We start from the raw sequence: 26,253 nt of genomic DNA on the forward strand, positions 1-26,253 counted from the left end.
ATACTGTTTATAAAAGTTTTATTCGGTAGGAATACGCTCATCAATCATTTTTAATGGCATACCTTCCATTAAATCGATTAAGTCTAAAATATCTCTTACTTTCTCTTCTTCTTCGGCTTGTTCCGTTACAAACCATTGTAAAAAGATTTCAGAAGTAAAATCATTTACTTTTCTTGCGGTTTTAAATGCGTTATGAATAGATTTGGTTACTTCTATTTCTGCATCTAAAGAAGCTTCAAAAATAGCTCGTAAGCTTTCAAATTCGTGAGCAACTTCTGTAGCTATAGGTGACATTGCACTACCGCCATTATCGTTAATGAATTTGAAAATCTTCATCATGTGCTCTCTTTCTTCTTCAGCTTGCTTATAAAAGTATGCTGCGCTATTTCTAAGCTCTCTTTGGTCGCACCATGATGCCATGGCTAAATATTTAGAAGAAGCTTGTTGCTCCATCGTTATTTGGTGGTTTAGCAAATCAACTACTTCCACATCTAAAATCATGTCTCTTCTTATTGCTGTTTCCATAATATTTTGTTTAGTTTTAATACTATAAAGATACAGATTATAAGACTCTAAAAAGAATAGAGGGGCTAATTTAAAGCTAGTCTTAGTAAAGACTTTCCTGCTTAAATACTGATAAAAGAAGCTCTTTTAACTCTATAAGTTGAGGTACATCTAAGAATAATAGGTGCTTGTTGTCTGCTGCAAAAAGGAGTACGAAGTTATCGCCGTCGATAATCGTTTCTAACGCTTCGTAAGAAGCGTGTTGTAGTACTTTTTTTCTGAAGGTTAATAGTTGGCAAAAAGTAAAGTCGATTACTTTATAACCTAAATCTAGTTGGTAACAGTTTCTGCCACCACAAGATATTTTAAATGATAATTCTTCTACAAAAAAATTCATTCGGCAAATATAGTTATTTTTAATGAATCTAAAGAAGGATAATTTTAGGAATAAAAAAGCCCACTAATTAGTGGGCTTTTATTATAAACGTCTTTTAAGACTAAATATTCAATGATTCGAATAATTTAACTAATTTAGGATTAGAAGGTCTTGGAGCATTAGAGTCTACAATCTTTCCTTCTGGATCTAATAAAATAAATCTTGGAATTCCTGATACTTTATACGCATCCATAAAAGCTTTATCTTCTTTTGCATATAATTGAATTCCTGATAATTCTTTATCAACAATCATTTTTTTCCAAGTCTCATAGTCTTTTTGTCTGTCAACAGAAATACTTACAAACTCAATATTTTTATTGTGGTATTTTTCTTCAACTTTCTTTAAGAAAGGAATTTCGTTTTTACATGGTTGACACCAAGTAGCCCATAAATCAATATAAACATATTTACCTTTTAAATCATCTAAAGAAGTAGTACCACCAGCATTGTTTTCATAATCAACAAACTTAGGAGACTCAGCACCTTTAACTAAGTTTTTAGCAATGTATTGCTTGTCGTTGTACATTTTAGTTAAGTACTTTTCTAAGCCGGCAATACTTTGTTTTTGATTTGCTACGAAAGTAGAATCTAATGAAGCTCCTTCAAATCTTTTGTTAAAATCATCAACAAAATTAGAAACTTTAGATCTAAAATCTAACTCTGGTAAGTCCATTAACTCTTTATCTCCAAATAATTTTTCTTGATTTAAAGAAGATTGAGCTAAGAAAGCACTTTCTTCAAAACCAGCACCCGTATAAGTTATAGTTTCATCAAATTCTTTAGCATCAACTGTTACGTTAATATCCGCTCCATTTTTTAAGTATAAAGTTGTAACTTCTTTACCATCAAAAAGTCTGTAGAAACCATCTTTTACATTCATGGTATCTTTAAAAGTTCCATCCTCACCAACTTTAATTACTTTGTTGAATTTAAATTGAGGGTTAGAAATAGTAACAGTTTCAGAGTTTTTGTTAGTAATTTTTCCAGAAAAAGTCACATAATCTTTTTGTTCCTCTTTACATGAAATTAAGGCAATAGAAAATGCCAATAAGTAAACTAGTTTTTTCATTAGGGTGTGTTTAATTTTGCTATCCAGCGTTATAATAAGCGTCTAAATTAGTGATTTTAAATGAAAGCGCAATTTTTTAACATTTCCCTAACTGTTTTAAAGTTGTATACTTGCTTGAATTCTAGCTTTATAATTATCCTAACCAACCTTCCCGATCCAAGCTTCTATATTGAATAGCTTCGGTAATATGTTCGGATTGTATGTTTTCGGAAGAAGCTAAATCAGCAATGGTGCGAGATACCTTTAAAATTCTATCATAAGCTCTAGCTGATAGGTTTAACTTTTCCATGGCTATTTTTAATAAGTTTTTACTTTCTTCTGATAGCTTACAAAATTCACGAATTTGCTTTACATTCATTTGGGCATTATAATGAATGTTTTCGAAGTCTTTAAATCTAGTTGTTTGTATTTCACGAGCAAGAGTAACTCGTTTTCTAATGTCTACGCTACTTTCTCCTTTTCGTTCATCTGATAGCTTATCAAACGGCACTGGAGTTACTTCAATGTGAATATCAATTCTATCTAATAAAGGACCAGAAATTTTACTTAAATAACGTTGCATTTCTGCAGGTGAGGAGGTAACAGGTGAGTCGGGATTATTGAAATATCCAGAAGGACTTGGGTTCATACTTGCTACTAACATAAAACTACTGGGGTAGTTTACTGTAAAACGAGCACGGGATATGGTAACTTCTCTGTCTTCTAGTGGTTGGCGCATCACTTCTAAAACTGTACGTTTAAATTCGGGAAGTTCATCTAAAAAAAGGACTCCGTTATGCGCTAAAGAGATTTCTCCAGGTTGAGGATATTGTCCACCTCCTACAAGTGCAACATCAGATATTGTGTGGTGGGGAGAACGAAAGGGACGTTGATACATTAAACCAGTATTCTTTACTTTTCCTACTACAGAATGTATTTTGGTGGTTTCTAAAGCTTCGTGCAAAGTCATAGGAGGGAGAATAGAAGGCAAGCGTTTTGCCAACATTGTTTTACCTGCTCCTGGAGGTCCAATAAGAATAATATTATGTCCACCAGCTGCAGCAATTTCCATACAGCGTTTTATAGATTCTTGTCCTTTTACATCGGCGAAATCAAACTCAGGAAAATCGATATGTTTGTAAAATTCAGCGCGAGTATCAACGTTTGTAGGTTCTATTAATTTATTACCATCAAAATGATTAATAACTTCCATAATATTGTCTGCTCCCAGAACATTTAAGTCGTTAACAATTGCAGCTTCTTTAGCGTTTTCCTTGGGAAGGATGAAATGTTTAAAACCTTCTTCTCGTGCTTTGATAGCAATAGGTAAGGCTCCTTTTATGGGCTGTAAACTTCCATCAAGAGAAAGTTCTCCCATAATAATATATTCGTTAATATGTTCTGATTTTATTTGATTTGAGGCAGCTAAAATTCCTACAGCTAAAGTTAAATCATATGCAGCACCTTCCTTGCGAATGTCTGCAGGTGCCATGTTAATAATGATTTTTTTTCCAGGGAGTTTGTAACTGTTATTGGCTAAGGCGGCAGAAATTCGATATGAACTTTCACTTACAGCTTTATCGGGTAATCCAACTAAATGATATCCTATACCTTTATCAATATTAACTTCAACGGTAATTGTGGTTGCTTCAATACCAAAAACGGCACTTCCATAGACTTTTACTAGCATATTTTTTCTCTTTTCGTTAAAGATAGAGAAAAAAATAAAATTTATTGTAATCGCATCTGTTTTGGACTCCAAAGAGTTGGGGCATTCTTTTTAAGAAAACCTTTTAAAAGGTTGTTGTGTTGATAGTCTGTATAATCATCATAGATTAACGATGTTGGCTTTTTACTTAGTTTATTGAATGGAATAGAAAAAGAATTGTTATCAATGTCTTGTTGACTCACAATAAAGAATGATAATCCTGTTAAATCTAGATTTTTATTTATTGTTGATGAATCATAAAAAGTAGTAACAAGTATTTATACCTTTTTTGATTTAGGAAAAATGTACTTATACATTTTACGTATACCAATAAATATTAAAATAACTAAAATAATAGCTACTATAGGTAAAAAAATAGAAAATGCAGACATAACTACTGAGGTACCTGTTTCTACTGTTGAAATAACTGGATTGGCAACTCCACCAGTTGTTGCTGTAGAAGTAAGTCGAGTAGAAGCGGCAGTACCTTTTATAGCTGATGCTGTTCCTCCACCAGCTATAATTGCTAAAGCCCAAGTAATAACGGGCGATAAATCTGCTATGGTTGAAACCATAACTGCAGTACCTGCAATTGCAGCAAGTGGAACTGCTATGGTATCAAGTAAATTATCAAACCAAGGAATGTAATATGCAAATACCTCTAATATAGTAGCTACTCCTAGGGTTATAATAGCTGGAGTACTTGCCACCCAAATCCAGTTTTCGTTTAGTGGAATGATATTGTAATGTCCAGCTAAACTCAATGCAAAAAGAGGTAAAAAGACTCTAAACCCAACTGAAGCAGCTAAGCCAATTCCTAAAAATATGCTGATAATAGTTTCTGGTGTCATATATTTTTTACTGAAAGATATAAAAAAAGCCTCTTTTTTAAAAAAGAGGCTTTTAAATATTATAATGCTAAAACTAAAATTAGTTAGAATTGAATCTGTCTAAACCAGTTTTTAACCAATTGTAGTAAGTTGCATGATCTGTATATTGTTGAGGTGAGTTTAATACCTCTAATTCAGGACTCATTAATACATAGAATGGTTGAGAAGCTGTTTTAAAGTTAGCAGCTTGTAAAGTAGCCCATTTATCACCATAAGTTCTAATTCTTTTTACTTTTCCGTTAGATTTGATAAAGTCGAATTGCTCTTCTTCTGGTAACGTTCTTTGGTGGTCATCTACATATAATGAAATTAATACATAATCATCATTAATTAAAGAGTAGATGTTTGGTTGACTCCAAATATTCTCTTCCATTTTACGACAGTTTACACATGCCCATCCTGTAAAGTCTAATAATACAGGTTTGTTAACCGATTTTGCGTAAGCTATACCTTCATCAAAATCTTTAAAACAGTTTAGGTTAAGAGGACAGTGGTTGTCTTTTTGATAGATACTATGGAATTTAGGAGGAGCAAATCCACTTAATAATTCATTTTGACTCCATGCTGGTTTCTCCATAACTCCTGGAGCTAAGTATACAGCTAAGCCTAAAGAACCTAATCCTAATAACACTCTAAAAAGAGTTATTTTACCGTATCTTTTACCTATAAATCCAAATAAGTAAAGTGCTAATAAAAATGCAATTAATGCCCATATTCCAATAAAGATTTCTCTTTTTAATAATCCCCAGTGACCTACTAAGTCAGCGTTTGATAAGAATTTGAAAGCAAAAGCTAATTCAATAAAACCTAAAACAACTTTAACAGTGTTTAACCATCCACCAGACTTTGGTAATGTGTTTAACCAGTTAGGGAACATTGCAAATAAAGCAAAAGGTAATGCTAAAGCTAATCCAAATCCTACCATACCTACTGATAATTGCATAGCACCACCGCTTAACGATCCTGCTAATAATGATCCTAAAATAGGTCCTGTACAAGAGAATGATACGATAGCTAAAGTTAAAGCCATGAAGAAAATTCCGATAACTCCTCCAATGTTAGAAGCGCTATCTGCTTTATTACTCCAAGAGCTAGGTAATGTTAATTCGTAAAAACCGAAGAATGAACCTGCAAAGAATATTAGAATAACAAAGAAGAATAAGTTTAACCAAATGTTGGTTGAAATACTATTTAATATTTCAGGATCTAATGTATCTAGAAAGTGGAAAGGTAAACTTATTAATCCATAGATTAATACGATAAAGAAACCGTATAAAACAGCACTACCAACACCCTTTCCTTTTTTCTCTGTACGTTTTGTGAAAAAAGATACAGTTAAAGGTACCATTGGGAATACACATGGAGTTAAAAAAGCTAATAATCCACCAACAAAACCTAATAAGAAAATGTTTAATAAGCTATTGTCTTCTTCTTCTCCTGTATTTGCATCAGTTGAGCTTTTTAATAAAACAGTGTTTTTTAAGTCTAAGTTTAAAGTTTGAGATAACTCTTTACTTTTATCGTCAACTTCTGCAACAGTTTGTGCTACTTCTTCACCTGTTAATGAGAATGTAAAATCTTCATCAAAAGGTAAACAGTATTCTTTACATACTTGTGCGTCAAGGTTTAATGTAACTTTTGTTAATGTAGAGTCAGAAACAGTAATTCGTTGTACTATTTTACCTTCTTCAACAAAAAAGATTTCATCTTTTCCCCAGATTTCACTAAACTGAGTTTCTGTTTCGCTTTCTTTGGCTTTACCATTTAAGGTATATCCAGATTGTCCTTCTGCAGGAGCAATTGTCATAGGTAGTGACGCATCCTCTGGATTATACTGAGAGTATAAATGCCAGTCTTCAGCAATTAACACGTCAAAAATTAAGTCGTACTCGGTATCAGAGATCTTCTCTACTTTAGGAGTAACAACTACGGGATTATCATCAGATTGAGAATAAACCGCTAAACCTATGAATAATAAAAATAGAGTAAAGAATTTTTTCATTCTATTGTAGTTTGATGGGGTTAATTAAATACTAATTTTCAATAGTTTGGTTGTTTTTTCTGTTGGTAAAAAGCGTCTATCTTGTCGTTTTCCTACTATCCAAATAATCTCATTTTTACTGGAACAGAGTAACCAAACTTTATTTTTGTTTACAATTGATATCTTTTCGTCTTTAAAATACTTACTTACTTTTTTACGACCTAACATTCCTTTAGGATAAAAAAAGTCACCGGATTTCCACCGTCTAAGTTTTAGAGGGAAACTAAGTAGTTCGTCATCAACGTAAATACTGTTATTATCAGTATTAGTTTTTTCTTGAACCCTTTTTAGTAGCAGCTTGATAGGTGCTGTAATTTCTTTGTTTTCCTCCCTTATAATGAAATATTCCTCTTCAAAAGAAGGCTTTTCATTAGTGCGTAAAAGTAATAAAAAATCTCTGTCTTTCAACAAAGTATAAAATTTTGTTAAAATACGTTTACCTGATTGAGCATAAATTAAGTTGTAAACATCGTCCCATTCCGTGAATTTATAAGGCTTTAGCAGTTGGTATAGGTATGCTTTCGGGTTAGATAACTTTAACAGTTTTCCAATACTTATTTTTAATAAATCTCCCTCTTTTGAGACGATTTCATGGGTGATTTCTTCTATTTTGTCATTAACAATTTGTTGAGATTCTTTTAAATGATCAATTGTTTTATTGAAATTGTTTAAAAGATTGGGATTCAGTTCTTTTAGTGTTGGTGTTATTTGATGACGAATTTTATTTCTCAAATATTTTGTTTCAGCATTACTTTTATCTTCACGCCACTCAATATTATTGTTTTTGGCAAAGGTTACAATTTCTTCACGGGGAAAAACAAGTAAAGGTCGCACGATATTTTCATTAATTGGAGGAATTCCAGTTAAGCCTTCTAACCCTGTGCCACGAGATAGGTTGATTATAAAAGTTTCCAAATTATCGTCAGCATGATGTGCTGTTAGTATATAATCAAAAATATTTTCTTGGCTAAGGATGTTAAACCAATTATAACGTAATTCTCTCGCTGCTAGCTGTGTTGATAATTTATTCTTAACAGCATATTCATTCGTGTTAAAGTGTGTTGTAAATGTTTGGATTTTTAAGCTTTCTCCTAACTCTTTAACAAATACTTCGTCTAAATCACTTTCTGTACCTCTTAAATTAAAATTACAGTGAGCTAATGAAATATTAAAATGCAGTTGATGTAAAAGATGTGTTAGAACAACACTATCAACTCCTCCAGAAATAGCTACGAGTAATTTTTTCTCTTTTAAAAAGGGAAATTGTTCGTCAATATGTTTTGCTAATTTTTGGAGCATGTAGATGAATAATTATTGTAATTGAGTGTTTAACCAGTTTACAACATCTTGTAACATTTCTTCTTTACATAAGTCATTTTGTAACTCATGATATCCGCCTTCATATAATTTTATAATGGCTTTAGGTGCATTATTGGCAAAAGCTTCTGTGCCTTTATAATCAATTATTTTATCTCCTGTTCCATGCAATAGTAGCATTGGTGTTTTTAAAGAGGAAGCATTTTTAATCGCCCATTCACCAGCATCAATAAAAGATAAAGAAAAGTTAGGACTCACTTTATCGTGAACCAATGGGTCATTACTGTATTTTTCAACTTCAACAGGGTCGCGAGATATATCATTTGCATCTAATTCATTACCTAAAGTAATTGAAGGAGCTATTTTTTGCATTATTTTCCCTAAAGAAAGTTTCCACGCAGCTGGTTGAAATGCTAAACGTAAAAAAGGACTTGTAGCTATAATTCCTTTTAGATGATGTTCTTTTCTAAGAGTATAATTAATTACAGTATTACCTCCCATAGAATGTCCATATAAAAAGGTAGGTTTGTCGCCAAAAACCTCTTTGGATTTATCAATTAATTTAGTTACACTTTCTAATACATAGTTGTAACCTGGGTTATGACCTCTTTTTCCTATTGTTTTACCATGTCCGAAGTGATCAAAAGCAATTACTCCAAAATTATTATCTGTTAGCTTTTTCGCTACATGTTCATATCTACCAGAGTGCTCTCCCATTCCGTGGATAATCACTACCACAGCTTTTACGTTTTCAGGTTTCCAGTATTGACCAAAAAACTCAGTTTTTTGAAAATTGAATGTAAATATATGATGTGTCATTTAGTCTCTAGTAATGTTTCCGTCTTCTAAAATATTAAAAATAATAGTAGATGGAGAATCAGAAATATACTCTACTAATTCAATGCTATTTTTATTAAGAGTAGAAGTGGTTTTTAACATTCCTTCCGCTATTTCATCATAAGCCAATACTTGACTGTTAATTATATTGAATTGCTTATCGTAAGTTACTAACATAGAGATTAACTCAGTATTATTTGGATAGAAATAATATACTACAGATTGAAAGTTTTCTGATATTTTAGGAAGGTAAGAAACACCAATTTTAGCATTTTTCTCATTTAATTGTTCTTCAAAAATTGAAGGAAGTTTTAAAAGTTCTTGTTGTGATTTGGTTAATAGTTTACCTTCTACATGATTGCTAAAGTTTGTGCTGTCAACCAAAGGAACATTTTTAGCAGGATAATCGTTTAAAAATGAATACTTGTTTGCTTTACAAGATGTCATTGATGCAATAACAGCAACGAAAAGTATAATTTTAAATATGTTTTTCATCTCTTTATTTTTTGTAATAGTTTTTTGATTAGAAATATTTATTCTGAGTATTTGTTATAAATATAGTTAACTTTTGTTAGTATGCGTTAAAACATATTTCATAGCCTTGGCTTTGAGTAAGCATTCTTCATACTCTTTTTCTGGAGTAGATTTAGCTGTAATAGCACCACCAACTGAGTATGAAACGTATTTATTTTCTGCATTGTATAAAATACTTCGGATAACTACGTTAAAATCGAAATCACCATTTGGAGTAAAATAGCCAACGGTTCCAGAGTATAAACCGCGTTTGGTTTCTTCTAATTCTTCAATGATTTTCATGGCTGAAATTTTGGGAGCTCCGGTCATGCTGCCCATGGGGAAGGTGTCTTTGATTACATCAACTGGATGTGTAGTATTTTCAATTTCTGAAACTACAGTAGAAATCATTTGGTGAACTTGTTTAAAAGAGTATACTTTACATAGTTCTTCCACTTGGACACTTCCTTTTTTAGCTGTTCTTGATAAGTCATTACGAACTAAATCTACAATCATAATATTTTCTGATCGTTCTTTCTCATCACGAGCTAAATCAAAAGCAATTTTCTCGTCTTCAATAGGATTGATAAGTCGTTTTGCAGTTCCTTTTATAGGTTGAGAAATAATTTTAAAAGCTTCTTTTCTGATATATCGTTCTGGAGTAGCAGAAAGCAAGTAATGATTGTCATTTCTAAAAAAAGTAGCAAATGGAGGCTCTGATATTTTGTTTAACTGCGTGTATACTTTATACGGATTTATGATTGTGTCTTCTGCATAGAATTCTTGACAGAAGTTAGCTTCATAAATATCTCCTCTATGGATATGCTCCAGTACTTTTTCTACTTTTTGATGGTATTCATCTTTATGTATTCGGAGTTTTATTTTTACTTCATCTGTTTCTTCTTGTTCATGATTTTGAATAATAGGATTGGTTTCAATAATGTCTTCAAAATCTTCTTCTAGCTCATCATCAATCATTTGTAAATAGTGAAATTCAACTGTGTTTCCTTTGATGAAAATTAATTTTTGAGGTTGAAAAAAGTACAAGTCAGGAAAATGAAGCCCGTCAAAATTATTAGAGATTAGTCTTTCAGTATCATTTTTAACATCATAACTAATGTAGCCAAAGATGTAGTCTTTGGTGAAAGATTGATATTCTTTTAGTTTATCAAAAGCGTTATAGTAATCTGTTTTAATAGAAGTAAACTCTTCTACAGCTAAAGCACAATCAAAAGAGCTGTATTGTTGTTCATAGTTATTAGAATCTAACCAAATAGCTGTTTCAAACTGTTTAGCCCAAACAAACAGCTTTTGTTTGAAGAGCTCAGGGGTGTCTATAGAAAAAATACGGACGGTTCTTGACATCGCCACAAAAATAAGAAACCCGATAGAAATACTACTATCGGGTTTGAGTTTTATACGAATTTGAGGATTATTCTTTTTTTGAGTTTTCGTACTCTTTAATTTTCTTTTCTACTTCTTCTAAAGTACCTTCAAAAGTTTTTTCTTCAGTTACTTCTTCACCATTTTTAATAGTAGAGGTTGTAATGGTTGCTTTAGCAGTACCATCGTCATTCTTTTCAATATTTACTTTAACGATGTTTTCTAATTTGTTTTCTGTAGTAAATTCAGCATCAGTAGAAAGTTTTACTTCATGTTTTTTACCATTCTTGTCAATCCAAACTTTAATATTTTCTGTCTCTTCATGTGTTTCAGAAGAAGTATGCCCGCCTAATATTGGAGCAATAACTAAACCAACTAAACATGTAAGTTTAATTAAAATATTCATTGAGGGTCCAGAGGTATCCTTAAAAGGATCTCCAACAGTGTCACCAGTAACTGCTGCTTTATGAGCATCAGAACCTTTGTAGGTCATTTCTCCGTTGATTTCAACACCTGCTTCAAAAGATTTCTTAGCGTTGTCCCATGCACCACCAGCATTATTTTGGAAAATAGCCCACATAACACCTGATACACAAACACCAGCCATATAACCACCTAAAGGTTCAGGGCCAAATAATAATCCGATAATAATTGGGGTGATGATAGTTATTAGCCCTGGTAAAATCATTTCTTTTAAGGCAGCTTTGGTTGAGATATCTACACATTTTGCGTATTCAGGGGTACCTGTTCCTTCCATAATTCCTGGAATTTCTTTAAACTGACGACGTACTTCGTGTACCATTTCCATAGCTGCTTTTCCCACTGATTGCATTGCTAATGCTGAAAATATTACAGGAATCATTCCTCCAACAAATAGCATAGCTAATACATCTGCTTTAAAAATATTTATTCCGTCAATTCCTGTAAAAGTTACATAAGCTGCAAATAAAGCTAAAGCAGTTAAGGCAGCAGAAGCAATGGCAAAACCTTTACCAACCGCAGCAGTTGTGTTTCCAACAGAGTCTAATATATCAGTACGCTCACGAACATGATCTTCTAATTCGCTCATTTCAGCAACTCCACCAGCATTGTCAGCAATAGGTCCGAAAGCATCAATAGCCAATTGCATAGCAGTAGTTGCCATCATTGCTGAAGCTGCTAAAGCAACTCCGTAAAATCCTGCAAAATAATATGAACCGTAAATTGCAGCTGCAAATAATAAAACAGACAAGAAAGTAGACTTCATACCTACAGCTAAACCAGCAATAATATTAGTACCAGCTCCTGTAGCACTATTTTGTACAATAGTTAATACAGGTTTTTTTCCTAGGCTTGTGTAGTAAGAAGTAACCATAGAAATTAAAGCACCTACGGCTAAACCAATACAGGCTGACCAAAATACATTAATAGAAGGCACTTCTTTAAAACCTGCCCCAAAGAATTTCATTTGCATTGTTTCAGGAAGCATCCATTTAATTAAGAAGAAACTTGCTGCTAAGGTTAAAATAATAGCAACCCAGTTTCCTGTATCTAATGCTTTTTGTACTTCTGCTTCTTTTGCTGTATTGTCTTTAATTCCTACCAAGAAAGTTCCAATAATGGAAGCTACAATACCAACTCCAGCAATTACTAATGGAAGTAATATTGGTCCCATTCCGTTAAATGCATCGGAAAAAGTAGAGTCTATTGACATATCTCTAATAACATAGTTTCCAAGAACCATGGCTGCTAATACTGTTGCTACGTATGAACCAAATAAATCAGCTCCCATACCAGCAACATCACCAACGTTATCACCAACGTTATCTGCAATGGTAGCAGGATTACGAGGGTCGTCTTCTGGGATTCCTGCTTCTACTTTACCTACTAAATCGGCACCTACATCGGCAGCCTTGGTATAAATACCTCCACCAACACGAGCAAATAAAGCAATAGATTCAGCTCCTAGAGAAAAACCAGCTAAAGCTTCTAGTACGACAGTCATTTCATTATAGAAATTTCCATCATCTGTAATAAATTGACCGACGAATATTAGAAAAAATAAACTTAGACCTAAAACAGCTAAACCAGCGACACCAAGTCCCATTACGGTTCCACCACCAAAAGATACTTTTAAAGCTTGTGGCAGACTAGTTTTTGCAGCTTCAGCTGTTCTTGCGTTAGCATCGGTTGCAATACGCATTCCTATGTTTCCTGCTAGTGCAGAAAAAATTGCTCCTATTATAAATGCAGGAACAATCATAATGCTGGTTGTTTCTACTAATTGAGAGATTCCGAATAAAGCTAATGAAGCGATAATAACAAAGATTAGTAATAATCGATATTCGGCAGCTAAAAAAGCAAGAGCTCCTTCTTTAATACTTTTTGAAATGGATTGCATTTTTTCATTTCCTGCATCTTGTTTTTTAACCCAGGTCATTTTTATATACATAAAAATGAGTCCTAAAAGTGCCAAAAGTATTGGCACATATATCATGTTTTGTTTCATGTTATTGTTATTTGATTAGTTATAAGTGTTCGTAAATATAACAAAATCAATAACTAAACAAAAAACCTCTCAGTTGTAACTGAGAGGTTTTTTGTTTTATATAGGATAATTTTTACAGATTAAATCTTGAAATTTCCATTAGCTTTATGTTCGCTATTCTCATAACGCTCTAAACATTTATCTAAAATTTCGTAAGCTTCATCTGCATTACCCCAGTCTCCGATATCAACTTTTTTCTTTTCTAAGTCTTTATATACTTGGAAAAAGTGTGTAATTTCTTTTTGACGGTGAGGGTTTAAATCTGTGATATCATTATATCTGTTCCAAATAGGATCAGATACTGGTACACAAACAATCTTTTCGTCTGGACCTTTTTCGTCTGCCATATGGAAAACACCAATTGGTTTTACCTCCATAACACACATCGGGAAAGTTGGTTCAGCACCTAAAACTAAAACATCTAATGGATCGCCATCTAATGCTAAAGTTTGAGGAATAAACCCATAGTCTCCAGGGTACATCATTGAAGAGAATAACATTCTGTCAAAACGAATTTTCCCTAAATCAAAATCGTATTCGTACTTGTTTCTACTACCTTTTGGTATTTCAATTAAAACATCAACTGTTTTTCTTTCTTTTGCGGTCATATATTCTAAACTTTTCTTCGTTTTCTAAAATCGGTTTGCAAAAGTAGTGATTTATTAGTTTTTTTAAAGAAAAAATAAAGGTAATTTATGGTTAAATGTATGATTATAAGCCGGGTTTAATACCTATACGGATTGCAAACTTTGGTGTTGGAGTAACAATTGATCCTGTTGGAGGTGTATAATTACTTCTCCAAATAGCATCAATTCTCAGAAAACGTAAGTTACCATAACCAATATTTTCTAGCCCAACACTATATTCATAATATAGTTTATTTGGAGCGTTGTAGTTAATGTTATAAGCTCCACTGCTATTAGATAAGCCATCGTTTATAGCTCTATTCTCTTGAGATATATTTCCATAAGCAGCTCTAAAAGAAACTAAACTTCTTAATTTTAATTTTTTCAATAGCGGAATTCTATTCAGAATATAACCATTAAAATGGTGTTCAAAATGTCCTGCTAAATATTCGTCAGCAACAAAATCGTAGTAATTAAGTAAGGCAAAAGTATCTTTTACTAATGAAAACGTTTGGTTGGCAGGTATTGGGCTTAATAAAGCAACAGGAACTGTACCAAATGTTTTTCCTGCTTCAATGCTAGCATCTAAAGTTCCAAACTTACTAAGTAGAATAGGTTGGCTGTATTTGAATTGGATTTTATCGTAACTGTGAGTTCCATTAAAAGGTCCCTTGTAGCCTTTTCGGTAGTTTAATACGAAAGTAGGAAATATGTTTCGTCCAAAACGTCTTTCTACACCTAACCCATATACAAATCTTCCAGGGGTGAAAGAAACATAAATGTCGGAAGCTACATCAGTAACTCTTGATTGAATATTTCCGTTTTCATCAATGTAATTCATAGAGAAATCTTTCTCGGAAGCTGATCTTATTTTTGAGTGAGAAAAATTAAATCCTACATGTAAGTTCTGTTGAACTTGGTAATCAAAATTTGTAGCTATTTTTTCAATATTAGATAAAAAGAAATTATCTCCTCTAGAAAATAATGCAGCCGTACCAAAACTTCTTCCTAAAAGTTGTGTTGTGTTTAATAGGGTGCTACCCAATTGTTCAATATCTTTTTGATATGCAACACCAACAGCAATTCTTGGTTTATAAGATAGAAGATAGCGAGCTTCTGCACCATACTTTGACTTTTTGTCTTTAAAACCGTAAGCAATGTGACCTCCTAGGCGAAAACGATCATCTTTAGTAACAAAGGTTCTGAATCCCATTTTGGTTCTGAATCCTTCTACCTGATTGTTAGCAAAAGCAGTCCATAAAGGACCTATTTGCACACCTAAGCTTGTGTTTATATATCCACTAGCTACAGTGTTTATTAATCCAGTTAGGTTTTTTATTTGTTTTTTTTCTTTGACACTTTCAATTAATTTGTAGGTGTTTTTACTTTCATTGGATTGAACATCTGCCCAATAAGACTCTTCTTTTTCGTATTGATCAGGCCTTATTTTTTCAATAGTTTGTTCATAGAAGTTTTTAGGAAGTGCCTTGTTTAAAACATAATTCTTAAAAGTAATATTCTTTTTAATAGTTAATCCTTTGTTGCTTTCATTTTTGTCAATAAAAGTAAAGTCACCTTCATAGGCATTTTTAGTGGGAATGTATATACTATCGTTTCGTACTTCAAATTCTTTTTCAAAAGTAAGCCCTCTTACAAAGTTTAAGTTAATGCTTTTGTGGACTTTCATTTTTAGTTTTTTGATAGAGAAGTTTTTGTCAGCTACCCAAAAGTTCCCTTGAAAAGCTAAATCACCATCCCTTCTTGGGAAAAAGTAAATGTTGTAGAGTTTTTTATTATTGTTTACAATACTATCATATAAAACATAATCGTAAGTAGAAAAGCCATCCGTAGATAAAGGACTAACAAAGGGCTTTTGAAGTAAATTGATATTGTTTTTAAAAACATCAACATTTTGAAAAGTATTAGCCATTCTATCAAAAATAAAACCTTGGGCACTTAAACCTTCAGATTTTTCAGCCTCAATATCTTCTCTAATATTGTTGTTTTTATTGTCTCCATAAACATTAGCAACTTGTTCATTTAAGAAAATAGGAATGTAGTAGTTTATTCCATCGCTATCATAATTTATTTCTTGAAGAGCTTGTTTATATTCTTTTTTAAATATCTTTTTCAAGAACAATGTATCTAAGTTGTTTAGCCCTATTTCTATAGATGTGTTTTTTTTGTATTGATAATGATCAACTAAGTCAAGACCATTTTTTCGTTTACGTTTCCAAATTTCTTTTAAAATTCTATAAGCAGGGTTTTCCTTTTTCTTTAAACGTTTTTTGGGTTTGGTAACAATAACAACTTCTTCTAACTCATTACTTTCCTCTTTTAAAACAATACTTAAAAACTTTGTCTTTTGACTAACTTTTATTGTTTGCGTTTGGAATCCTACAAAAGATATTTCGAGTACACCTCTGTATTTATTTGTTTTTAGATAAAATCTACCGTTATCGTCAGTAGTGGTTCCGTGCGTGGTGTTTTTTAGGATGACATTAACGAAAGGCATTGGAGTGTCAAACTCGTCAACTACTTTACCTTGTATGGTTAATTGTGCACATAAAACATTGGTAGCTAGTAGTAATAGTAAGGTAAGAAGATGTTTCATCATTTTTTTTACTACAAAATCCTTTTGACCAGAGTCAAAAGGATTTTAATTTATTTTTCAATTTCTTTTTTCTTCAATTATTTGCGGTACATTACCTCTTTTACGGCTGATACAACATCATTTGCATTTGGTAACCATTCCTCCAATAACACAGGAGAATAAGGAGCAGGAGCATCAGCAGTTGTAATCCTTTTAATAGGAGCATCTAAATAATCAAATGCTTCATCTTGTACCCTAAAAGTAATTTCTGATGAAACACTTCCAAATGGCCATGCTTCTTCTAAAATTACCAATCTGTTAGTTTTCTTAACAGATTCTAAAATAGTTTTATGATCCATTGGACGAACTGTACGTAAATCGATAATTTCAACTGAAATTCCTTCTTTAGCTAATTCGTCAGCAGCTTTGTAAGCTTCTTTTATAATTTTACCAAAAGATACTACAGTTACATCTGAACCTTCTCTTTTAATATCAGCAACTCCAATAGGAATAATGTATTCTCCTTCAGGAATTTCCATTTTATCACCATACATTTGCTCAGATTCCATAAAAATTACTGGATCATCATCACGAATAGCAGCTTTTAATAAACCTTTTGCGTCGTATGGATTAGAAGGAACAATTACTTTTAATCCAGGGCAGTTAGCATACCAGCTTTCAAAAGCTTGTGAGTGTGTTGCTGCTAATTGACCAGCAGAAGCTGTAGGTCCACGAAAAACAATAGGACAGTTAAACTGTCCACCACTCATTTGACGGATTTTCGCAGCATTGTTAATAATTTGGTCAATTCCCACTAACGAGAAATTGAAAGTCATATACTCAACAATAGGGCGGTTACCGTTCATTGCTGATCCTACAGCAATACCACCAAAGCCTAATTCGGCAATAGGAGCATCAATAACGCGTTTAGCACCAAACTCGTCTAACATTCCTTTGCTGGCTTTATATGCACCATTATACTCTGCAACTTCTTCTCCAATCAAGTAAATGCTTTCGTCTCTACGCATTTCCTCGCTCATTGCTTCGCAAACGGCTTCTCTAAATTGTACTGTTTTCATACGTTTTATAAGTAGTTGTTTATCAAGAGTGCAAAAATAATAAAAATAGGGGTAATATTGTAGCTTTAAAATCAACAAATCATTATGTAATAATAATACCTTAATTTTGAGGTTGATTAATGTTGAGGAAAAAATTTATTATGCACGCATAGTAAATTAAAAAAAATCCTTAACTTCGTCGCACAAAATTAAGTTTCTTTAAAACAACGATATATATGAAAATATTAGTTTGTATCAGTCATGTACCTGATACTACTTCAAAAATCAACTTTACTGATAACGATACAAAGTTTGATACTAACGGGGTTCAATATGTTATAAATCCATACGATGAGTTTAGTTTAACTCGTGCAATGTGGTTTAAAGAAAAGCAAGGAGCAAGTGTAACTGTAGTGAATGTTGGAGGAGCTTCTACTGAGCCTACTTTACGTAAAGCTTTAGCGATTGGTGCAGATGATGCAATTCGTGTAAACGCTGAACCAACTGACGGATTTATGGTTGCTAAAGAGTTAGCTGAAGTTGTTAAAAATGGAGGGTATGATTTAGTATTAGCAGGAAAAGAATCTGCTGATTATAATGGACAAATGGTTCCAGGGATGTTAGCTTCTTTATTAGATTTTAACTTTGTTAATGGTTGTGTTGGTGTAGAGGTAGATGGAACAAATGCTACTTTAGATAGAGAGATTGACGGAGGAGAAGAAAAAGTATCTTCAACATTACCAATGGTAATTGCAGGTCAAAAAGGAATTGTAGAAGAAAAAGATTTACGTATTCCTAATATGAGAGGTATTATGATGGCGCGTAAAAAGCCATTAAGTGTAGTTGAACCAACTGGTGCAGTAGCAGCGACAGCAACTCAAAACTTTGAAAAACCAGCACCAAAAGGAGCGGTTAAGTTAGTTGATAATGTTGATGATTTAATTGATTTATTACATAACGAAGCGAAAGTAATTTAAATCAGTTAACCTGTTTTAATAGAGTTCAAAAGAAAAAATAAAAATATTTGTTAGTGTTTAATGGTAAAAAACTAACCACTAACGACTAAAAAAATAAAAAAAATATGTCTGTATTAGTTTTTGCCGATTCATCGGAAGGAAAATTCAAAAAAACAGCTTTTGAGGTTGTTTCATACGGAAAAAAAGTAGCAGAACAATTAGGAAGCGACTTAGTAGTGTTAACTATTAATGGAGGAGATGCTTCTGAATTATATACTTACGGAGCAGAGAATGTAGTAGAAGTAAAGAATGACTTATCTTCATTCAATGCTAAAGCATATGCTTCAATTATTAAACAAGTAGCAGAAGCAAAAGGAGCTAACACGGTAATTATCGACTCTAGTGTTGATGGATTAACTGTAGCACCATTAGTAGCTGTAGCTTTAGAGGCAGGATATGCTTCAAATGCTGTAGCTTTACCAAGTAGCACAAGTCCTTTTGTTGTTAAAAGAAAGGCTTTCTCAAACAAAGGGTTTAATAACACTGAAATTTCAACTGAGAAAAAAGTAATAGGTGTTGCTAAAAATTCTTACGGAGCACATGAAAATGCAGTAAGTGGTTCTGCTGAAAGTTTTGATGCTACATTACCTGAATTAGGAGTGAAATCTGAAAATATTAATAGAGCAACAGGAAAAGTTACTATTGCTGATGCTGATATCGTAGTTTCTGCAGGAAGAGGTTTGAAAGGGCCTGAAAACTGGGGAATGGTTGAGGAGTTAGCTGATGTTTTAGGTGCAGCAACTGCATGTTCTAAGCCTGTATCTGATTTAGGATGGCGTCCACACAGTGAACACGTGGGGCAAACAGGTAAGCCAGTAGCCTCTAACTTATATATTGCTATTGGTATTTCTGGAGCAATTCAGCATTTAGCAGGAATTAATGCTTCTAAAGTAAAAGTAGTTATCAACACAGATCCTGAAGCACCTTTCTTTAAGGCTGCTGATTATGGTATTGTAGGTGATGCTTTTGAAGTTGTACCTCAGTTAGTAGACAAATTAAAAGCTTTTAAACAAGCATAAAATAGTGGTAATTTTTTCTTTTTCTATAAATTAGAGTTCAACTCATAATTTTTAGTAAATTGTGCCCACTTTAGAAGGCTGTCTAAAATTTTAAGCAAAAGGCCTAAATTTAGACAGTTTTTTTGTATTTTATGATGATTGATTGTACATGAGTTTAATTAAACTAACTATAAAAGGGATTTCATATAGCCAAACACAAAGTGGGGCATATGCTTTAGTGCTGAGTGAAATGGAAGGAACCAGAACACTTCCTATAATCATAGGAGCATTTGAGGCACAATCAATAGCAATAGCATTGGAAAAAGAAATCCGTCCTCCAAGACCACTTACTCACGATTTATTTAAAACATTTTCTGATAGATTTTCTATCACAGTAAAGCAGGTAATTATACACAAATTAGTTGATGGTGTGTTTTATTCAAGCTTAATCTGCGAAAGAGAAGGAGTAGAAGAGGTTATTGATACAAGGACTTCAGATGCAATAGCTTTGGCAGTTCGATTTGAAGCACCAATTTTTACCTACGAAAATATCTTAGATAAAGCAGGTATTTATCTAAAAATGGATGAAGAATTAACAATTGAAGAAGATTTGGAGTCTGATGAAGACGAAATAGAATTTTCAATTGAAGAGGAAGAAGAAGGAGAAGGCAGCTACTCACACTTATCACTTAAAGAATTACACGAACAACTTAACGATGCTGTAGCCAATGAAAACTATGAGTTGGCAGCTAAAATTCGTGATGAAATCAGCAAACGTTCTTAATTTTAAAATATTAAAAATGAAGAAACTATTTACTTTCATAATGCTTTGCGTTACGATGATAACTTTTAGCCAAAGCATTGAAAAAAAGTGGAATTTCTCATCAATTACAACGACAGAAGGAGATTCAATTGTTTCTATAGATCCTACAGATGTTTTTACTTTATCAGAAGGGAACTTTACATACTCTTTAGTGGCAAAAGATAGTTTACAAGCTTCAGGAAACTATATTCATCAAAACAACTTATTAATTTTTAACTACAAACAGCCTAACGATACGGTTCGTTATTACAATGTAGTTGAGTTAACAGATGAAGTATTAACACTTTCAGAAAAAAACATACTTTATAATTTTACAACAGAATCAAAAGTAGTTTTAGAAAAAGACTCTGAAGAGGTAGTAGACAATACAAGTAAAATAATTCCAAGCCAAGGTTTCTCAATGCAAAGTTTATGGAGAGGAGCTTTAGGAATGGTAACATTATTAATTATAGCTTTTTTATTTAGTGCAAACAGAAGAGGTATAGATTGGAAAACAGTAGGGTTAGGACTAGCTTTTCAATTATTAATAGCAATTGGAGTTTTAAAAGTTCCTTTTGTACAAAAGACGTTTGAGTTAGTAGGAGGTTTGTTTGTTAGTGTATTAGATTTTACAAGAGCAGGAAGTGAGTTTTTATTCAGCGGTTTAGTTGCTGATATGGATTCTTTTGGATTTATTTTTGCTTTTCAAGTATTGCCTACAATTATATTTTTCTCGGCACTAACGTCAGTATTATTCTATTTAGGACTGATTCAAAAAATAGTAAAAGGATTAGCTTGGTTGTTATCTAAATTTTTAAAGATTTCTGGAGCAGAAAGTTTATCGGTAGCAGGAAATATTTTCTTAGGACAAACAGAAGCACCTTTGTTAATTAAAGCATATTTAGAGAAAATGAACCGTTCTGAAATCTTATTAGTAATGATAGGAGGAATGGCAACAGTAGCAGGAGCTGTTTTAGCTGCTTATATTGGGTTTTTAGGAGGAGATGATGAAGCATTACGTTTATTATATGCAAAACATTTATTAGCAGCATCTGTAATGGCAGCACCAGGAGCAATTATTATTTCTAAAATATTATATCCACAAACTGAAGAAGTAAATACAGATGTACAAGTTTCATCAGAAAAAATTGGTTCAAATATTTTAGATGCTATTGCTAATGGAACAACAGAAGGTTTACAACTAGCAATGAATGTTGCAGCAATGTTATTAGTATTTATTGCATTTATAGCCATGATAAATGGTATCTTAGGTGGAATTGGAGGTTTTGATGGAATTGAATATTTCAGCTGGAAATTTACTTCTTTGAATGAACTGATTGAAGGAGCTACACCTTATGAAGCATTATCGTTAGAATTTATTTTAGGATATGCCTTTGCACCTTTAATGTGGTTAATTGGAGTAGCTAAAGAAGATATGGCGTTAATGGGGCAATTATTGGGTATTAAATTAGCTGCAAGTGAGTTTGTGGGATATATCCAATTAGCAGACTTAAAAAATGCTGCAAGCGCAACACATTTAACGTATAGCAAGTCAGTAATTATGGCAACTTACATGTTATGTGGTTTTGCAAACTTTGCTTCTATTGGAATTCAAATTGGAGGAATTGGTTCATTAGCACCAGGTCAACGTAAAAACTTATCTGAATTTGGGATGAAAGCTTTAATTGGAGGTACAATTGCTTCGTTAATGTCAGCAACCATAGCAGGTATGATTATTGGTTAAAATATTTTTTAAAATTACAGTTTAACTGTAAAGTGTTGTTTTTTAGGTTGATAGTTTTGTTTGTTTACTTTTTTTGATATATTTATACCAATATTAACCCCCAAAATTAAATCTATCATGAAAAAACTGAAAAGTTTAAAAGGAATTAAAACGTTATCAAGAAGTGAACAAAACCAAATTAACGGAGGAGGCTATACCTATTGTAAAGGACCTCGTTTATGTTGTACTAGGTTTGCAAATGGTCAAGAGTTTTGTGACTATGGTTACTGCCAAAGTAATGGAACCTGTGTTTGGGCATAGTTATAGTTGATAACTTATTAATATAATTTTAAAAGCATTTACATTTTTTGTAGATGCTTTTTTATTTTTACGTTGTTAAACAGATCAACAATTTTAACGATTAAACGCAGAAGGATGAAGCAGTATCACGATATAGTAAAACACGTTTTAGAAAACGGAAACGAAAAGGGAGATAGAACAGGAACAGGAACCAAGAGTGTTTTTGGATATCAAATGCGATTTGATTTGAGTGAAGGGTTTCCAATGGTAACAACTAAGAAACTACACCTAAAATCGATTATTTATGAATTATTATGGTTTATAAAGGGTGATACCAATATTAAGTATTTACAAGAAAATGGTGTACGTATTTGGAATGAATGGGCTGATGAAAATGGTGATTTAGGACCAGTTTATGGGCATCAATGGCGTAACTGGAATAGTGATGAAATAGACCAATTAAAAGAAGTAATTGAAACATTAAAAAGCAACCCTAATAGCCGTAGAATGTTAGTGTCTGCATGGAATCCTTCAGTTTTACCAGATACTTCAAAGTCGTTTGCAGAAAATGTAGCGAATGGTAAAGCGGCATTACCTCCATGTCATGCATTTTTTCAATTTTATGTAGCAGACGGGAAACTTTCATGTCAATTGTATCAACGTAGTGCAGATATATTTTTAGGAGTTCCTTTTAATATTGCGTCTTATGCTTTATTTACAATGATGGTTGCACAAGTTTGTGGTTATGAAGCTGGAGAGTTTATTCATACATTTGGTGATGCTCATATATATAATAATCATATGGAGCAATTAGAGTTGCAATTATCACGTGAACCAAGATCTCTACCTAAAATGAAGATTAATTCAGCAATAAAAAATATTGAAGATTTTACTTTTGAAGATTTCGAATTGGTAGGTTATGATCCTCACCCACACATAAAAGGAGTTGTAGCAGTATAATTTAACTTTATTTTATATATATTGTTTAGTAGCTTTGTAAGAAACCACCTAAAAGTTATAAAATGAATACAGATGTTGATGTTTTAAAAGAAGATCTCTATGATAAAATAGCTGAAATTAACGATGAAAATGTGCTAAAGGCAATTCATACGTTGGTTGATAATATGAAAAATGAAACTTTTGAAGAAGCTACAACAGAAAAAAGAGATCTTACAGGATATATTAAAGAATGGGTGAAAAATATGTAAGCCACACAAACTAAATTTATGATTACACTCATAGCTGCAATTGCAAAAAACAATGCTTTAGGAAAAGATAATGACTTAATTTGGCATTTGCCTGCCGATTTAAAACGTTTTAAAAAAGTTACTACAGGCCATCCTATTTTAATGGGGCGTAATACTTTTGAGAGTATTGGTAAACCTTTACCTAACCGTACATCAATAATTATTACCCGAAATAATAACTACTTTATAGATGGATGCTTAATAGCAAATAGTATTGAGCAAGCTATAGAGTTAGTAGAAGGAAATGATGCGTTTATAATAGGTGGGGCGCAAATTTATAAGGAAGCTTTAGAGCAAAATTTAGTTGATAGATTAGATATAACTGTATTGCATCATGAGTTTGAAGCAGATGCTTTTTTCCCTAAAATAGATATGAATATATGGAAAGAAGTAGCACGGGAAGATTTTAAAGCTGACGAAAAAAATAAATATGACTACAGCTTCGTTTCTTATGAAAGAAAATAATGGAGTTTAAAGAAATAAGTAAATTATCCCCTTTTTATAAAGAACAAGTTAGGTTACTATGGAATCGTGAATATCCATATGTAATTAAGCAGAAAAGTATTGAAGATTTTAATCAGTATTTAGGATTGCTAAAGGACAAAAATCATTTTTTAGTTATAGAAAATAGTCGAGTACTGGGTTGGTGTTGTGATTTTATTCGTGAAGGAGAATGTTGGTTTGCAATGATTTTAGATACAGAAATTCAAGGAAAAGGAATAGGTAGAAACCTAATTGAAAAGTTAAAAAAAAGACACAATAAATTAAATGGTTGGGTTGTTATTGGTGAAAATTATTTAAAAGAAAATAACCAAACATATAAATCACCAATAGGTTTTTATAAGAAATTAGGATTCACTGTTTTTGAAAAAGAGAAGCTCAATTCATCAATATTAAATGCTGTAAAGATTCAGCTGAAATTATAAGAACTAAATGTCGATAGAACTTACCTCAATAGTAAAAACATACGGAACACAAAAGGCTGTTAATAATATTTCCTTTTCAGCAAAGAAAGGAGAAATAGTTGGTTTTTTAGGTCCAAATGGAGCTGGGAAATCTACAACAATGAAAATCTTAACGGGGTTTATTAAACCTTCAAAAGGAACTGTGTTGGTAAGTGGAATTGATGTAATTTCAAATCCTATTGAAGCACAAAAAAAAATAGGTTATTTACCAGAGCATAATCCGTTGTACTTGGATATGTATGTGAAAGAATATTTACAGTTTCAAGCATCTTTACATAATATAGAAAAGTCTAGAATTAATGAGATTATTGATAGAGTAGGCTTAAAGATAGAAGCACATAAGAAGATTAATCAATTATCTAAAGGATATCGCCAGCGTGTAGGATTAGCGGCCGCTATTTTACACAATCCAGAAGTATTAATTTTAGATGAACCTACTACGGGGTTAGATCCAAACCAATTAGTTGAAATACGTCAATTAATAAAAGAGTTAGGAAAAGATAAAACAGTATTATTATCTACACACATTATGCAAGAAGTAGAAGCAATGTGTGACCGAGTTATAATTATAAATAAAGGAGAAATAGTAATTAATAAACCTATTTCAGAACTTAAAACAGATAATGAACAAGTAATTAAAGTAACGTTTGACTATAAATTAGAGGAACAATTTATTAAACGATTACCAAATATTACAGGATATAAAAATACGCTAGAAAATAATTGGGTGTTAACATTTAATACTTCTGAAGATATGCGCCCAGTAATTTTTGACTTTGCACAAGAAAATGGATTAAAAATTCTAGGATTAAATACCGAAAACAAAAACTTAGAAAGTTTATTTAGGGAGTTGACCAAATAAAAAATAACAAACAAGAATATATATAAACTCTTTATGCATACTGTGTATAAAGAGTTTTTTATTGGATTCACGTAAAGCTTAAAATTTCTTGATTAAAAAAGTAAGGGTGATTTTCCCCTTTTTACTACCTGTAATTCTATTAGAAAATATTTAGGAGAAACTACTTTTTTAAAAGAGTTTTTCATTGCGGTTACTCTTCGTAAGAGAGGTTAATTTTACAATGTCTGATTGCTAACCCTTCAATCTACAAGCAAAACTAACCAAACTTACTATTAAAATGATTTTTGAAATATTACAAATCATTACCGAAGAATTAAATGACTATTTCGATGAAAAGGCTGTAGACTTATCAAATATAGCTATGGCTGAAGGAGATGGAAATTCTCCAGCAAATAACCCAGATATTTCATTAACATTAATTAATACACAAGAAGAATTTGCATTAAAAAATACTTCTAACAATCGTGTAGAAGGAACTACAGTTAGTTACAGAAATCCAAAAGTATACTTAAACCTCTACGTTTTGTTCAGTGTAGATAAATCCAGTTACGCTGAATCTTTAAAGAGTTTAACAAAAATATTAGCCTTTTTTCAAGGGAAAAAAGTATTCACGCATCAAAACACCAACTTTGAAGGTATAGATGGATTGGGAGACCTAAAGACTTTTAAATTTATTACTCAACTATATACGCCTTCTTTTGAGGAGTTAAATTATATATGGGGAACCTTAGGAGGTAAACAGTACCCATCTGTACTTTATAAAATAACATTACTAGAAATAGAAAGGGATATTGTAACCAAAGAAGGAACAGTGGTCTCTGGTATTGAACAACAATCAATAATTAAAAATTAAAAGATT

The 26,253-nt window shown here is 32.2% G+C and carries 26 protein-coding genes; 11 read left to right on the top strand and 15 right to left on the bottom strand.

All coding sequences use genetic code 11. The annotated features are described in order from the left end of the window. Positions 1 to 18: 18 nt before the first annotated feature. From VBY68_RS14835 to VBY68_RS14905, 15 genes are all read right to left on the bottom strand, one after another. Positions 19 to 525, bottom strand: coding sequence for a ferritin (locus VBY68_RS14835; protein WP_099215659.1), 507 nt, complete (start codon positions 523 to 525; stop codon positions 19 to 21). 82 nt (positions 526 to 607) lie between these two features. Further along, entirely contained in the window at positions 608 to 901 is a 294-nt protein-coding gene (locus VBY68_RS14840; protein WP_415270172.1) for a hypothetical protein, read from the bottom strand. 100 nt (positions 902 to 1,001) lie between these two features. Further along, on the bottom strand, positions 1,002 to 2,009 hold the full coding sequence (locus tag VBY68_RS14845; RefSeq protein WP_415270173.1) for a TlpA family protein disulfide reductase: 1,008 nt from the start codon (positions 2,007 to 2,009) through the stop codon (positions 1,002 to 1,004). Between the two features lie 133 nt (positions 2,010 to 2,142). Continuing rightward, on the bottom strand, positions 2,143 to 3,678 hold the full coding sequence (locus VBY68_RS14850; protein WP_124590381.1) for a YifB family Mg chelatase-like AAA ATPase: 1,536 nt from the start codon (positions 3,676 to 3,678) through the stop codon (positions 2,143 to 2,145). Positions 3,679 to 3,719: 41 nt separating this feature from the next. After that, positions 3,720 to 3,899, bottom strand: coding sequence for a hypothetical protein (locus VBY68_RS14855; RefSeq protein ID WP_415270174.1), 180 nt, complete (start codon positions 3,897 to 3,899; stop codon positions 3,720 to 3,722). A 75-nt stretch (positions 3,900 to 3,974) separates the two neighbouring features. After that, complete coding sequence (locus tag VBY68_RS14860) at positions 3,975 to 4,547, bottom strand: DUF4126 domain-containing protein (protein ID WP_099215641.1); 573 nt, start codon at positions 4,545 to 4,547, stop codon at positions 3,975 to 3,977. A gap of 79 nt (positions 4,548 to 4,626) precedes the next feature. After that, complete coding sequence (locus VBY68_RS14865) at positions 4,627 to 6,588, bottom strand: protein-disulfide reductase DsbD family protein (protein ID WP_121147939.1); 1,962 nt, start codon at positions 6,586 to 6,588, stop codon at positions 4,627 to 4,629. 24 nt (positions 6,589 to 6,612) lie between these two features. Further along, on the bottom strand, positions 6,613 to 7,926 hold the full coding sequence (tilS, locus tag VBY68_RS14870) for a tRNA lysidine(34) synthetase TilS (protein WP_415270175.1): 1,314 nt from the start codon (positions 7,924 to 7,926) through the stop codon (positions 6,613 to 6,615). Between the two features lie 12 nt (positions 7,927 to 7,938). Next, positions 7,939 to 8,763 (bottom strand): alpha/beta hydrolase, encoded by an 825-nt coding sequence (locus VBY68_RS14875; protein WP_415270176.1) that lies wholly within the window; start codon positions 8,761 to 8,763, stop codon positions 7,939 to 7,941. After that, a complete protein-coding gene (locus VBY68_RS14880; RefSeq protein WP_415270177.1) occupies positions 8,764 to 9,276 on the bottom strand; it encodes a hypothetical protein in 513 nt (170 codons plus the stop codon). It abuts the gene before it with no gap. Positions 9,277 to 9,342: 66 nt separating this feature from the next. Further along, positions 9,343 to 10,659: an aminodeoxychorismate synthase component I gene (gene pabB / locus VBY68_RS14885; protein WP_415270178.1), complete on the bottom strand. Its 1,317-nt coding sequence runs from the start codon at positions 10,657 to 10,659 to the stop codon at positions 9,343 to 9,345. Between the two features lie 67 nt (positions 10,660 to 10,726). Next, positions 10,727 to 13,165 carry a sodium-translocating pyrophosphatase gene (locus tag VBY68_RS14890; protein WP_415270179.1) on the bottom strand — a complete coding sequence of 813 codons (2,439 nt, stop codon included), beginning with the start codon at positions 13,163 to 13,165 and terminating at the stop codon, positions 10,727 to 10,729. 119 nt (positions 13,166 to 13,284) lie between these two features. Beyond that, entirely contained in the window at positions 13,285 to 13,812 is a 528-nt protein-coding gene (locus VBY68_RS14895; RefSeq protein ID WP_099215634.1) for an inorganic diphosphatase, read from the bottom strand. A 103-nt stretch (positions 13,813 to 13,915) separates the two neighbouring features. Continuing rightward, positions 13,916 to 16,447, bottom strand: a complete 2,532-nt coding sequence (locus VBY68_RS14900) for a DUF5686 and carboxypeptidase-like regulatory domain-containing protein (RefSeq protein WP_415270180.1) — start codon at positions 16,445 to 16,447, stop codon at positions 13,916 to 13,918. 74 nt (positions 16,448 to 16,521) lie between these two features. After that, positions 16,522 to 17,502: a pyruvate dehydrogenase complex E1 component subunit beta gene (locus VBY68_RS14905; protein ID WP_099215632.1), complete on the bottom strand. Its 981-nt coding sequence runs from the start codon at positions 17,500 to 17,502 to the stop codon at positions 16,522 to 16,524. A 215-nt stretch (positions 17,503 to 17,717) separates the two neighbouring features. On the opposite strand from VBY68_RS14905, the gene VBY68_RS14910 reads away from it, so the two are divergent. The 11 genes from VBY68_RS14910 to VBY68_RS14960 all read left to right on the top strand — a co-directional run bounded on the left by VBY68_RS14910 (position 17,718) and on the right by VBY68_RS14960 (position 26,247). Beyond that, positions 17,718 to 18,458 (top strand): electron transfer flavoprotein subunit beta/FixA family protein, encoded by a 741-nt coding sequence (locus VBY68_RS14910; protein WP_415270181.1) that lies wholly within the window; start codon positions 17,718 to 17,720, stop codon positions 18,456 to 18,458. 104 nt (positions 18,459 to 18,562) lie between these two features. Next, positions 18,563 to 19,516 carry an electron transfer flavoprotein subunit alpha/FixB family protein gene (locus tag VBY68_RS14915; protein ID WP_124590400.1) on the top strand — a complete coding sequence of 318 codons (954 nt, stop codon included), beginning with the start codon at positions 18,563 to 18,565 and terminating at the stop codon, positions 19,514 to 19,516. A gap of 148 nt (positions 19,517 to 19,664) precedes the next feature. After that, on the top strand, positions 19,665 to 20,279 hold the full coding sequence (locus tag VBY68_RS14920; protein ID WP_099215629.1) for a bifunctional nuclease family protein: 615 nt from the start codon (positions 19,665 to 19,667) through the stop codon (positions 20,277 to 20,279). Between the two features lie 16 nt (positions 20,280 to 20,295). Next, positions 20,296 to 22,041, top strand: a complete 1,746-nt coding sequence (locus VBY68_RS14925) for a NupC/NupG family nucleoside CNT transporter (RefSeq protein ID WP_099215692.1) — start codon at positions 20,296 to 20,298, stop codon at positions 22,039 to 22,041. Positions 22,042 to 22,158: 117 nt separating this feature from the next. After that, a complete protein-coding gene (locus VBY68_RS14930; RefSeq protein WP_099215628.1) occupies positions 22,159 to 22,341 on the top strand; it encodes a hypothetical protein in 183 nt (60 codons plus the stop codon). Between the two features lie 114 nt (positions 22,342 to 22,455). Beyond that, the gene (locus VBY68_RS14935; RefSeq protein WP_099215627.1) at positions 22,456 to 23,280 is read left to right on the top strand and encodes a thymidylate synthase; all 825 of its coding nucleotides are present in this window, start codon (positions 22,456 to 22,458) and stop codon (positions 23,278 to 23,280) included. Between the two features lie 62 nt (positions 23,281 to 23,342). Further along, positions 23,343 to 23,528 (top strand): hypothetical protein, encoded by a 186-nt coding sequence (locus VBY68_RS14940; protein ID WP_099215626.1) that lies wholly within the window; start codon positions 23,343 to 23,345, stop codon positions 23,526 to 23,528. An 18-nt stretch (positions 23,529 to 23,546) separates the two neighbouring features. Continuing rightward, entirely contained in the window at positions 23,547 to 24,032 is a 486-nt protein-coding gene (locus tag VBY68_RS14945) for a dihydrofolate reductase (RefSeq protein WP_415270182.1), read from the top strand. Beyond that, positions 24,032 to 24,493, top strand: coding sequence for a GNAT family N-acetyltransferase (locus VBY68_RS14950; protein ID WP_415270183.1), 462 nt, complete (start codon positions 24,032 to 24,034; stop codon positions 24,491 to 24,493). Before VBY68_RS14945 ends, VBY68_RS14950 begins: the two co-directional genes overlap by 1 nt. A gap of 7 nt (positions 24,494 to 24,500) precedes the next feature. Beyond that, on the top strand, positions 24,501 to 25,394 hold the full coding sequence (gldA, locus tag VBY68_RS14955; RefSeq protein ID WP_121147920.1) for a gliding motility-associated ABC transporter ATP-binding subunit GldA: 894 nt from the start codon (positions 24,501 to 24,503) through the stop codon (positions 25,392 to 25,394). A gap of 277 nt (positions 25,395 to 25,671) precedes the next feature. Then, positions 25,672 to 26,247 carry a Pvc16 family protein gene (locus VBY68_RS14960; protein ID WP_099215623.1) on the top strand — a complete coding sequence of 192 codons (576 nt, stop codon included), beginning with the start codon at positions 25,672 to 25,674 and terminating at the stop codon, positions 26,245 to 26,247. Positions 26,248 to 26,253: the final 6 nt, after the last annotated feature.

The sequence above is a fragment of the Tenacibaculum ascidiaceicola genome (assembly GCF_047470925.1).
Classification (GTDB): domain Bacteria; phylum Bacteroidota; class Bacteroidia; order Flavobacteriales; family Flavobacteriaceae; genus Polaribacter; species Polaribacter discolor.